The sequence below is a fragment of the Halobacteriovorax sp. RT-2-4 genome (assembly GCF_047085445.1).
Lineage (GTDB): Bacteria > Bdellovibrionota > Bacteriovoracia > Bacteriovoracales > Bacteriovoracaceae > Halobacteriovorax_A.
In genome coordinates, this window is sequence record NZ_JBKIXY010000002.1 from 439,743 (window position 1) to 452,214 (window position 12,472).

Consider the following 12,472-nt stretch of genomic DNA (forward strand, 5'->3'; position numbering starts at 1 on the left):
TCGATACTTACTCCACAACATCATAAAATTTTAAAACTATAAATTTTTACCTTCTGCACTATTGGATAAAAACTTAAGAATATTAAAATTTTTTAAAGAATAATTTGGCATGCGTAACGAACTCAGCAATAATAATTGTTATTTAGAAAAGAAATAAAGGAATTGATATGAAACGTATTTTATCACTTGCAATTAGTTCACTACTTCTATGCTCATCGGCCCTAGCAAAGGAAGTTCAAGATATGTCTGATCCTTTAGCGGTCTATACTCAAGCAGGTCTTGGCGCAACAAATAAAGGCTTAAATGCTAAGATTGGAATTTCTTATGATACAGGCATTCAAAATGTAGCAGCGATGAATGTTATCGAATTCAAGGGTTTTCTTGGAGAAGAACTTGGATGGGATGGTACATCTAAAAGATCTAATCGACTTGATAGTTTTCGCTTCAGAAATTTTAGCGCAAATATAAAAACAGGTAGTGGCTCACAATTAGATATAAACTATAGTCTTAAAGAATCATTTCTAGCAGAAAGAACAGGAAATGCTTCCTACTCTATCCTACAAGCACTTCCAAAGTTTTGGATTGTTAACCTCTATCCTCTAGCAGGAGTTGGTGTTGAATTTGGAAAGAATACTGTAGAAGACGATAGCTCAATTGATAGTGGCTTCTCTGTTATTGGTATCAATAGTGTGGTTGGCTTCTACGGAAAATTTACGATCACTGATAAAATTTGGTTTAATTATAACCCTATCTGGGCAGCGGCCCTAGCAGGTTCTGACCTTTATGAGTCATCAGCATATGGTGGAAAAGATAATATTCTTCTTCACGAATTTGCAGCAAGCTACCAGTTTACTCCACGCTTTAACCTTCGCTACTTTGCGAATTGGAGTAACCTAGTAGACATTGCTGACGGTGACCACAGAATCGAATTTAATTATCAATTCTAATTAATCACTTTATCTTTTAAGGGGCGGCGATTCCAAATGTCGCTGACCCTCCTAAGAAAATCTCTGAAAATTTAATTCCTCGATCATAAAGTAGTGGTGTTTCAATTGAGCCCCAGAATGTATCTGGAAAGTTTCCAATCTCACCACCTTCACCGTAACCAAAACAGTACATATAACCAGTTACATTTTCGATTCCACAAGTGTGCCACATGCCAGAAACGAGCTTATTCCATGAGTGTCCTGCTATGATTGCAGGCTCAGGTCGGTTTGAAGAATCCCCTTGCCCAAGAGCTCCATTATTACCACCACCCCAACAATATCCATTACCACTGGCCTGAAGAGCGCACACGTGAGATGCCCCAACAGATAAACTCGTCCAAACTGCTCCACCAACAACTTCAACAGGTGTAGAAGAGCTTGTGTAAGATGTATCATTTCCTAACTGTCCTTGAGAATCGAGTCCCCAGCAATAGATTTTACTATCTGTTGCCAACCCGCAAGTAAAGTGATCTCCAACTCCAATATCAGTGAAGGTAAGGCCACCGTTGACAGCAGTAGGTGTTGTCGTAAGGGTAGTCGTATTTCCAGTGGCCACTCCATTTCCTAGACCACCGAAACGATTTGCTCCCCAGCAGTAAACAGCACCATCGGTACGCATTCCACAAGTATGATAATAACCCGCCGAAACTTTACTCCAACTATGACCACCAACAACTAAGTTAGGATCATGGAAGGAGCTTGTTGTATTTCCACTTCCAAGATTTCCATAACTATTATTACCCCAACAATAAGCATCGTTAGAAGTTGTTACACCACAAACTGAGCGCTCATTGACACTAAGAGCGTCCCACTTGTGACCACCTGTAACTATTGTCGATGGATGAGAATAAGTGGCCGTATCAGCTGCGCCGTTTCCAAGCGCCCCATCGAGGTCTCGTCCCATGCAATACGCATCGTCGGAGTCATCAATACCACAAAAAAGCATATAACCAGCGGCCATAGACTTCCAAGTTTTTGCCAAAGGAACTTTCTTAGGCATAAAAAGACCAGCGTTCCCCATTCCGGTTCCGGCCTGTCCCCAGTTCCAGTATTGTCCCCAGCAGTAGCCATCACCACTTGTTGTGACACCACAACTCATATAATCAGAACCTGATACCGAGGCCCAACTATGGCCACCAATTACCTGAGTAGGTGTCAGACGATTAAGGATATCTCCATCTCCAATTTCTCCATCTTCACCTTCACCCCAACAATACATTTGTTGAGTATTATCAATCCCACAAGAGTGCCTCCCTCTTGCTGTAAGATCAACCCATGTCTGGGCCCCTGCAACTTTTACGGGAACACTTGAAGTTGTCCCAAGGCCATCTCCTAAAGTTCCTTCTCCACCGAAGTCACTACCCCAGCAGTAAATTTCATTTGAAGTCGTAAGGCCGCAAGCATGAAACCAGAACATATCGATTTTATCAAAAACAAGTCCACCACTAATAGGTGTTGGAGAATAAGCATGGGCCGTAACACCATTTCCTAAAACATCATTTATTCCATAACCCCAACAATAACCAACTCCCGCTGTTGTTACGGCACAAGTTGACAACTCTCCGGCCGCAACCCACTTCCACTTTGTTCCTGGGCTGACTTGTGTTGGTCCAGTAATAACTGTCGTGTTATCTCCCATTCCAATTTGGCCGTAGTGATTTCTTCCCCAACAATAAAGATCATCATTGCTATCAATTCCACAGATATGAAAACTATGAGTTGAAACTGACTTCCACTTTAGTCCCCCGGGAATGAGCTTTGGTACAAAAGAGTCTGTTGTCGTTCCATCTGCAAAACGATTATAAGTATTATCACCCCAGCAATACATATCATCGCTTCCATCAATCCCACATGTGATTCGGTATCCAGGAGCAACATCTTTCCAAGTCTTTTCACCATCAACAATATGAGGAATATACTTTGGCTCATCAACACCATAACCAATTTCACCATACCAACCTTCACCCCAACAATAGAGCTTAGACTGAGTTGTAATTCCACATGAATGTTGTGAACCACCAACAATTTTTGACCAAGTTAAATTTCCAACTACTTTGTTGAGATCATTTGGATAAAGAGATTGAAATTTTTGTGGATCATAAACATCAATAGGCGCACCAACATCCCAAGAACCAAAGTAATATAAATTTCCAGCACTATAGCCTGTGGCCATTCCCTGCACACGATGTTCAGAGGAAACAATCGCTCCATCTGTAATATAAATATTGGCAAAATAATATCCATCCGCAGAAGCATTAATCGTCATATCAATAGTACAAGTTTCACCAGGATTTAAAGTTGTTCCAGTACAAGTATCGTTTGTAACTTGAAAATTCCCTGAACTTCCATAAATAAGGGGCGCCTGTAATAGACCAGTAGTTATTCCGCCTGAGTTTGTTAGTGTAATCGACTCAGTCTCACCAGGCCCTGCTCCTCCTGGTTGATATAACAGAGAGAACTCTGTTGCTCCTAATGTAAGCCCACCTGCAACATTTAAAGTTGTAAATGTATCAGAGACCACAACACTTGTATTTCCAGCTTCGTCTATGGCACGAATTTCGATTCGATAATCTTCTGCTCCATCTAAAGATAAACCACTGACAGAATCTCCTTTTGTGAAAGAAGTCCAATCCTGCTCAACAGAAGAGTCTGAAACTTTAATGACTCTTACCTGATAACCCACAAGAACTAAGTTATCAGTTGAGTCCGTTGTCCATGTCACCGTAGGAGTCATTGATAAACTGGCAGGAACTGCTCCAAGTGTTAATGCGGAAACAGCAGTCGGATCAGTCGTATCGAGGGTAATTGATTTTGTCACGGATTCAGAAGAAATTGCATTTGAATCATCTGCTCCAAAAATATAGACAGTCTTTAGTCCATCACCACCTGATAAAGCAAATGAAGCTGGAAATCCTGTGACCCAATTTCCTCCTCCACATGATCCTGCACTTGTATCGACTGGAGGAGTTGTTTGCGTTTCACTAATACAGTACTGAGTTAGATCGTCTCCACCACTTTTTGTCATATCAATACTATTAATATTTGAATGGGTTGTTGAACCAGAACTACTGTCACTTAAAATAACTTCTAGTGCCGCTACTTCAATTCCAAAATTAAAGCTAACCTCCGACTCTTTTAAACAACTGGTCAATAAAACAATAACCGACAATAATAGAATGTTTTGCATTCTCCCCCACTTTTTAAACTCAATATTTTTACTATCGGTAAATACTTTTAAGTTATTTAAACAAAATCATATGAGGGATAAAAAAAGTTTAGAAAAAACGAGCTTTTACATCAGATATCTTTTTATAGACTGCAGAAATCGCTCTATAGGATGAAGGATTATCTTCAACTAAAATAATTTAACTAAAGTAAATAAAAGTGAGAATTAATGAAACAAAAATTTTTAAAACTAACCTGCCTTTTCTTTTTATCATTTAATTATTTATATGCTGATTCAATAAACTTAGAGGAATCAAAGAGAAATTCTAAGCATCAATATCTTAGACTTTCATATCAATCAGTGAATAGTGAAAAACTTCAAACAATCTATGAACAACTTCTAATTGATTCTTATAACTATGAAGAAGAAGATTTCATGGCCAAGAAAACAAGACGTGAAAATGGGCATATCAAGGACTGGAATAATTTAAAAGATAAAAGCTTTAGACTCTATGTCGAGATTGAACTCATTGATATAAATAAGTTCATGAATATTCTAAACTTAACTGATGAGCAAATTAAGGCGTTATTTGGAGTCGTTAAATCAGATAGACCAACACCTAAAAAACAAAACGATTCTGGCCCACTAAAATTTTCAGTTTTTTACATGACTTCTCTTGGAGAATTTAACCAGAAAAGTGCACCAGGATCTGTTGAGTTCAAGCAAAACTCTTCCGTTTCCCTGGGCCTTACGTCAGTATATCAAGTGAATGCCAAGTATGGTGCTCAAGCAAGTCTTTACTACTCTCACCTAAATACTGCTTCTGCAAATCAGTATCTTGATAATGTTTCAGTTGATCCAGAGATTGGTTTTAACCTATACGGTACGTATAAATTTGCAGAATATGGACTAGAAGCATATGCTGGTCTAGATTTCGAGCGTTTTAATACTTTCAATTTTGATGGATTAACAGAAGCCGATCAAGTTAAATTTGATAAGAACCAAATCTTCTTTTTAACTGTTGGTGTACAAAAAAACTTTAAGTTATACAGAAGAAACTTCTTAGCAAAATTTAGCTACTCTCACTCACTACTTTCAAGTCGAGACATAGGTTACGCTAACACAAGTGATAAACAAGAGTTTACTGGAGGCAAGATTATGGCCTATGTAATGGGCGATATCACAAAGAAAATTTTTGCTCATGCAATTTTCAAAATGCACTTTATGGATGGCCCAACCGATTTATCAGTAAATCGACTGGGCCTTGGATTTGGTTATAAATTCTAACGATATGTAATATCCTTAGCGTCAAAGTCACTTTGGCCATGGCGCTCAAGGATTTGTTGATCTTCATCTCCCCAAGCTCGATTAACTAGCCTTCCTCTTAATACCGCCGGCCTCTTAATCAATTCATCTGCCCAACGAATAACATTCTTATATTCATGTACTGACAAGAACTCTGCTGCATCATAGAGCTTGCCTTTAACAAGTGCCCCATACCATGGAAAGATCGCTATATCTGCAATCGAGTATTCATCTCCTGCAATGTATTTATTATTTTCTAATTGCTTATCAAGTACATCTAGCTGTCTTTTTGTTTCCATCGCAAATCGATCAATCGGATACTCAAATTTCTCAGGAGCATAGGCATAGAAATGACCAAAGCCTCCCCCTAAATAAGGAGCACTTCCCATTTGCCAAAAAAGCCAATTAAATACCTCAGCTCTCTTGGCCGGATCCTTTGGTAAGAAGTGTCCAAACTTTTCTGCCAAGTGAACAAGAATTGATGCTGATTCGAATACTCGAATTGGTTGACCATTATTCTTATCAAGTAAAGCTGGAATCTTAGAGTTTGGATTAATAGCAACAAAGTCAGAACCAAACTGGTCTGCTTCTCCAATATTAATTAAGTAAGCATCATACTCGGCTTCTTTAATTCCAAGCTCTAATAGCTCCTCAAACATAATCGTAACCTTAACTCCATTTGGTGTACCTAGAGAGTACAGTTGAAACGGATGCTCTCCTTGAGGAAGTTCCTTTTCAAAGCGCGCTCCTGCAGTTGGGCGATTAATACTTGCAAACTGTCCCCCATTTCCTTCTGTAAATGTCCAAACCTTTGGTGGTATATATTTTTGATTCATAATCTTCTCCTAGTAATTTCTAGATTATAACAAGCATGAAGGTTAAAAAAAATCTAAACTTGATGAGGATCAAACTTACTCAATAGAGTTTATGGTAGGATATATATATGAAAAAGATAATCATTTCCCTACTATTTACATCAAGTTTATTTGCCTCTGAGCAGCAGGCCGTCCAAGCAATACAGAAAACAGCAATGGCACTTAAGAAAGAGCTTCAAGCAGCAATGAAAGTCTCTCCAGTTAACGCTGTATCGGTTTGTAATACAAAGGCCATGCCGATCACTAAGAAGTTTCATGAAGACGGAGTCGAAGTCGGCCGTGTCAGTCTTAAGAATAGAAATCCAAACAATACTGTAAAGGGTTGGATGAATGACACAATTATGAGTTATGAGTCAGGAAAAATTAAGAAGAAATATTCCGTTGTAAGAATCGACTCAGATAAGAATGGTATTATCATGCCAATCAAAACAATGCCTCTTTGTCTTAACTGCCATGGAGATAACCTAAAACCTGAAGTACAGTCAAAGATCACTCAGCTTTATCCGAGTGATAAGGCCACTGGATATAAGAGCGGTGATATTCGTGGATACTTTTGGGCAACATTTAAAGCAAATAAATAAGAGAAAATAATTATGAAAATTATTATTGTTGGTGGTGGAACGGCCGGTATTACAATGGCGGCACGCTTAAGAAATGAATTAAGCCCTTCATATACTATTTCTGTCATTGAACCTTCTGAGTATCATTACTACCAACCTTATTGGACTCTTAATGGCGCTGGTATCGGAAAAAAAGAAGATACAAGACGTACAACTGCTTCAGTCATGCCAGATGGTGTTGAATGGATCAAGGATCGTTGTCAACAAATCCGACCAGATAAGAAGGAAGTTGAAACTCTTGAGCATGGAACACTAAACTACGATATCCTGGTAGTTGCACCAGGAATTCAAATTAATTGGAATGAAATTGAAGGCCTAAAAGACTCCATCGGAAAGAAAGGTGTTTGTTCAAATTATAGCTATGACTATGTGGATTATACTTGGAAATTTCTCCAAGAGCTTAAAAATGGCAACGCGCTATTTACCTTTCCAAACTCCCCACTAAAATGTGGTGGTGCTCCTCAAAAGATCATGTACCTTGTTGAAGACTATGTACGTAAACATGGCAATAGAGACAATGTAACGATTGAGTTTGCAAGTCCAGGTCAGGCAATTTTTGGAATTCCAAAATATAAAGCTGCACTTGAAAAGATTATAAAAGAAAGAGATATCAAAACACACTTTCATATCAATTTAGAAAAACTAGATGGTGAAAATAACAAGGCCTATTTTAGAGATCTCCAAACAAATGAACTGATAGAAAAAGATTATTCTTTTATTCATATTGTTCCGCCGATGTCAGCGCCAGACTTCTTAAAGGATAGTGATCTACTTGATAGCACGGGCTGGATTGATGTTGATAAGCATACGTTTCAACATAAGAAATATTCCAATGTTTTTGCGATTGGCGATGCGACAAATGTCCCAACGGCCAAAACAGGTGCGGTAGTAAGAAAGCAGGCTCCAGTTCTTGTCGAAAATATTGTGAAATTCATTAATAATAAAACTAATTTCAATACAAGCTATAATGGTTATACCTCATGTCCGATTGTAACTGGCTACGGACAACTAATTCTTGCAGAATTTGATTACGACGGAAATCCATGTGAGACTTTCCCATTTGATCAAGCAAAGCCTCGCTGGAGCATGTACTTTCTAAAAGCACATATTTTGCCAATTGTTTACTGGCATGGAATGCTTAAAGGAAGAATGTAAGTTACTTCTTTGCAAGGTTTTTAATTTTAGGATGTAGAGTAAACTCACACTTCATTGACTTTGTAACAAGACAATTATCCTTGGCCTTGTAAAGAAGATCTAAATAAGGATCAACATCTGACTCACAACAAATTTCTAAATAAACGTGAATATCACATTTCGTAAATTCATAGCCCTTGGCCACTTTTTCGAGATGAGCATCTGCCTTTACTTCAATATTATTAAAAGCAAGTTTTTTAAAAGAAGCAAAAGACTTGAATGTTAGAATATAGCAACTAGAGATACTTGCACTAAAAAGATCTTCAGGGCTCCACTCACTCTCGACACCATTAAATTCAGGCGGCGGAGTAATTGTAATGGCCTGTTTTTTATCTGCCGTAAGGCTTAACTCGATACTTTCAGAGTTTCCCTTAGTAATCGTTGTATACGTACCCATAAATACTCCTAATTAAACATGTGCTTGAGCAGCATTTTCAGTATGACTTCTAATTTTTCGAAGGGCCACAATCATATCAGAATAAGTAAGTGCACCAAGTGCATCATACTCTCCACTTGAAACACGATCTAAGTGCTTCTTTCTTATTTGCTCGGCCTGGTCTCTTAATTCCTTAGACTTTCTTTCAGCAACACTATAATCAACCTTATCAAGAGAAATTTGATTTGAGACTGAATCATAGAATGCCTTTACATTAACAAATAAGTCATCAAAGTCTTTCTTTGCCTCATCTCTCATAAGTTTTGATATATCACCTCGATCACTATAAGCAATGAGCCTTTCGATATAATCAGCAATACTCTCTAACTCATCGACTTCCTTAATCATCGACTGAGAACGGCGTGACTCATCTTCACTTAAAGGATTAACCATAAGTTTAACGATAAAAATGGTAACTTCTTTTTGTATATTGTCTGTAATTCTCTCATAATCCTTGGCCTTAAGAGCAATCTTCTCCCTTTCGCCAAAGTTCTGTTTAATATAAATCTCTTCTGCTAAAGCATAAAGTCTAGAAACGATATCTTTCATTTTATTAACCTCGGCCTGTGCTTGTGCAAGCGCAGCCGCAGTTACCATTTGGCTTGGATCACCTAACATGACAAGGTGGTGTTGCTCTTTCTCTCCGGTAGCAGGAGTAATCCTTGTCACAAAATTTGCTAACTGAGTTAAGAAAGGAATAAAAATAATCGTGGCCGCGACATTGAAGATAGTATGTCCTGTAGCAATATGAACAGCAACATTGATAAAGTCACCATCTGCATTGACAGCATTTGCAGCACCTGGAACTAAGTAATCGATAAATTCAACATAGAATGGAAAGAATAAAAAGATAACAAGTACACCCAAGAGATTAAATATAGCGTGAGCTCGAGCTGCCCTTTTGGCGGTTATATTAGCCCCGACACTCGCTAAAAGAGCGGTAATGGTTGTTCCAATATTTTCCCCTAATACCAGAGCAGCGGCCGTATGAAATTGAATAACACCTGATCCAGCTAGGGCTATTGTAATACCCAACATTGCAGAAGAAGATTGAATTACGACAGTTAATATACAGCCGACAATAATACACGCAAAGTATGCTCCGTAATTCTGTTCAGAAAAATATGAAATCATACTTAAAAATTCAGGCATTGTTCTAAGTGGTTTAAATGCATTGGACATAATACTTAAACCAAAGAAGATCATACCAACTGAAAAAAGGATACGCCCAATTTGGCGATAGCGATTAGTTTTAGCAAATAGCAAAGGAAAGATTCCAAGACCGATAAAGAGAAGTCCATACTTCCCTACTTTTATTGAAATGATCCAACCAGTAACTGTTGTCCCGATATTGGCCCCTAGAATAACTCCAATGGCCTGTCCTAAATTCATTAAACCAGCATTAACGAAACCAACAGTCATAACAGTAGTTACAGATGAACTTTGAACAAAGATGGTAACAAGAGTTCCAACGATGACAGCAGAGAAGCGATTTGTTGTAATTTTATTAATCGTATTTTTAACGACGTCGCCAGCGACTGATTGTAGTGCCTCTGACATATTCTTCATTCCATAGAAGAAAATACCAAGCCCACCAAGGACAGAATAAATAAGTTTAAAAACTTCCACTGCTCTCCACTTCCTTTCGCCTATGAAACGACGTTATATTGATCGTGATAAATTTCAACAATCGTTAGAAATAGTATTCCAATAATTGGTCCATAGAAGATTCCTCCCATACCAAAAACACCCATTCCTCCTATAATCGAAAGAAGAACGAAAGTTGAATTAATTTGAATACGGTTGCCAATGAATTTTGGCTTAAACCAATTTTCCACAACAAGACCTACTAGCGCTGTGAAAATAAAAAGGATGACACCTGAAGTAGGACTTCCTGTAAGGACGAGATAAAGACTTGCAGGTATCGTAACAACAGAGATACCAACTAAAGGAACGAAGGCCAAGAAAATCATAAGAACAGTCCAAAGAACAACTGATTCAATTCCTGCCACCCAAAGAGCGAGTCCACCAAGAACTCCTTGAATCACTCCACCAACACCATTACAAACCAGTGTTACATAATTCATTTGATTAAACTTATCGAGGATTTTTTGTTCTTGGTCTGATGGAAGTGGTGAAAGATCAAATATATATGTCTTTAACCTCTTTCCTTCAACAAAAACACCAAAAACCACAATCATCATAATTGCGAGATCAAAAATGAATGTGATGATATTTCCTACAATTGAATTGATACTCGAAATAACAGTTCCCGATATTCCTTTAAGAGTACCAAATACTGTCGTCTTAACTTGTTCCATATCAATATCAACTCCAGTGATATCTGAAACACTTTTAATAAGAGCAGCGACTGGCCCATCACCAAATAAAAAGTCGTTAACTTCATGATGAGACATTGCCTTCATTATCGTTTGATAAAGGCTTAGAGCTTCTTTACTAAGAGCAATTGATAAGAAGATTAGAGGAATAAGAACAAGTAGAATAATTAAACAACTTGTTATCGATGCGGCCATATTGTCAGAGACTTTAAATTTTTCAATTATCTTAGTATTTAGAGGATTAAATACTCCAGCCAGAACAAAGCCAAAGATGATTGGAGCAATCATTTGCTTGGCCATCATCCATACAAGATAACAGACTAAAAGAAAGATAAAACCGAAGAATACGTACGTTACATTATATTTATTTTGCATATAAATATTGTATGTTTGAATTGGTTAATAGGCAATTTTAATTCCCCTACTTTATTAGTGCTCGACACTGTCTGAGTTCAATAAATAGTTTTAATAACTTCGTAAGATAATAGGCCCCAGGCATAACGCCTATGATGGCAGCATAAGTTAATGCTATTTTGAAATCTTTTAGAAAGTACATAATTACAATAAAAGTAATAATGAAAGATAAAATACCAAAGCAAAAGAAGATAGAAATGAAATTAACGATCATACTTACGAGAATTGGCGTAGTTGTCGCAACCTTAACAACCTTTGCTACCTTTGCCCTCGCAATATAGTAGTACTGTCCGACTTTGAAATATGCTAACTCTATCTCTTCATCACTATCGAAGAATTCCGCAATAGAAGCTGAAGTAATCACATTTTCAATTCTAGTTCCATCGCTGAACTCAACAAAACTAAATACGCGATCATTTCCACTTTGTGTTGAAGTTCCACAACCAATAACTGTCGATTTCAAATTCAAAACCATATTTGGGCCCTTAAAATTATTAGGCTATTATCGGCAATATACTGGACAACTTTACTTAGAGATTATTTGTTTGGAAGAGCTTAAAAATGAAAAGGCTCCGAAAGGAGCCTTTATTATATTAGAATTTGATTCTAGTAACAGTAGTAGTTACCCCAGTAATCACGGTAACAATCATAGTAGTAAGTATAGTGAAATGCATACCAGTAGTAATAAAATGCAACACCACCAAACACTACAAAGTATAGTCCATAGTCGTAGCTATAGTAACCAGAGTAGTTAGCACCTGTATTTTTCATACCATCAACATAGTCTTGAATTAGTGACTTTGATTCTTCAAGAGTCATATTTTCTACGTTGATTGAACCAACAAGATTAGAAAGTTCAGTAGCAACTTTCTTATCTTTAATATTTGCTTGTAGGTAATTTAAAACTTCAGATGGCTTAACACCTTCTTGAGCTAGATCACCTAATTGTTTTTCAAATGATTTAACAGTTTCATTGTAGAAGTTTTGATCTTTTTGATCCCATTCTACAGATAATTTAAACTCAACTTCTTCAAAGATTGGTGCGATTTTAGCTTCAACATTTGCAAGAGCCGAGAACGAAAAGCATACAAGTGCTACAGCAGCTAATTTTCTTAACATGAACATCTCCCTATTAAT

General features: G+C 37.4%; 11 protein-coding genes. 4 read left to right on the forward strand and 7 right to left on the reverse strand.

Features of this window, described 5'->3' with window-relative positions; translation table 11 throughout:
• Positions 1-167: 167 nt before the first annotated feature.
• The gene (locus ACMAYL_RS12505) at positions 168-947 is read left to right on the forward strand and encodes a hypothetical protein (protein WP_412471162.1); all 780 of its coding nucleotides are present in this window, start codon (positions 168-170) and stop codon (positions 945-947) included.
• 16 nt (positions 948-963) lie between these two features.
• Here ACMAYL_RS12505 and ACMAYL_RS12510 read toward each other — a convergent pair whose 3' ends face one another.
• Positions 964-4,173, reverse strand: coding sequence for a hypothetical protein (locus ACMAYL_RS12510; RefSeq protein ID WP_412471163.1), 3,210 nt, complete (start codon positions 4,171-4,173; stop codon positions 964-966).
• A gap of 207 nt (positions 4,174-4,380) precedes the next feature.
• Between ACMAYL_RS12510 and ACMAYL_RS12515 the strand changes: the two genes are divergently transcribed.
• Positions 4,381-5,439, forward strand: coding sequence for a hypothetical protein (locus tag ACMAYL_RS12515; RefSeq protein ID WP_412471164.1), 1,059 nt, complete (start codon positions 4,381-4,383; stop codon positions 5,437-5,439).
• Here the strand turns inward: ACMAYL_RS12515 and yghU are convergent.
• Complete coding sequence (gene yghU / locus ACMAYL_RS12520; protein WP_412470198.1) at positions 5,436-6,293, reverse strand: glutathione-dependent disulfide-bond oxidoreductase; 858 nt, start codon at positions 6,291-6,293, stop codon at positions 5,436-5,438. The two genes, ACMAYL_RS12515 and yghU, sit on opposite strands and share 4 nt — an antisense overlap.
• Before the next feature lie 107 nt (positions 6,294-6,400).
• On the opposite strand from yghU, the gene ACMAYL_RS12525 reads away from it, so the two are divergent.
• Positions 6,401-6,913: a DUF3365 domain-containing protein gene (locus tag ACMAYL_RS12525; protein WP_412471165.1), complete on the forward strand. Its 513-nt coding sequence runs from the start codon at positions 6,401-6,403 to the stop codon at positions 6,911-6,913.
• Positions 6,914-6,925: 12 nt separating this feature from the next.
• The gene (locus ACMAYL_RS12530) at positions 6,926-8,107 is read left to right on the forward strand and encodes an FAD-dependent oxidoreductase (RefSeq protein ID WP_412471166.1); all 1,182 of its coding nucleotides are present in this window, start codon (positions 6,926-6,928) and stop codon (positions 8,105-8,107) included.
• Between the two features lies 1 nt (position 8,108).
• Here ACMAYL_RS12530 and ACMAYL_RS12535 read toward each other — a convergent pair whose 3' ends face one another.
• From ACMAYL_RS12535 to ACMAYL_RS12555, 5 genes are all read right to left on the reverse strand, one after another.
• On the reverse strand, positions 8,109-8,543 hold the full coding sequence (locus ACMAYL_RS12535) for an OsmC family protein (protein WP_412471167.1): 435 nt from the start codon (positions 8,541-8,543) through the stop codon (positions 8,109-8,111).
• Between the two features lie 12 nt (positions 8,544-8,555).
• Complete coding sequence (locus ACMAYL_RS12540) at positions 8,556-10,211, reverse strand: Na/Pi cotransporter family protein (RefSeq protein WP_103218235.1); 1,656 nt, start codon at positions 10,209-10,211, stop codon at positions 8,556-8,558.
• Between the two features lie 20 nt (positions 10,212-10,231).
• Positions 10,232-11,296: an AI-2E family transporter gene (locus ACMAYL_RS12545; protein WP_412463256.1), complete on the reverse strand. Its 1,065-nt coding sequence runs from the start codon at positions 11,294-11,296 to the stop codon at positions 10,232-10,234.
• A gap of 46 nt (positions 11,297-11,342) precedes the next feature.
• The gene (locus ACMAYL_RS12550) at positions 11,343-11,810 is read right to left on the reverse strand and encodes a hypothetical protein (RefSeq protein WP_412471168.1); all 468 of its coding nucleotides are present in this window, start codon (positions 11,808-11,810) and stop codon (positions 11,343-11,345) included.
• A gap of 131 nt (positions 11,811-11,941) precedes the next feature.
• Entirely contained in the window at positions 11,942-12,454 is a 513-nt protein-coding gene (locus tag ACMAYL_RS12555) for a hypothetical protein (protein ID WP_103218238.1), read from the reverse strand.
• Between the last annotated feature and the right edge of the window lie 18 nt (positions 12,455-12,472).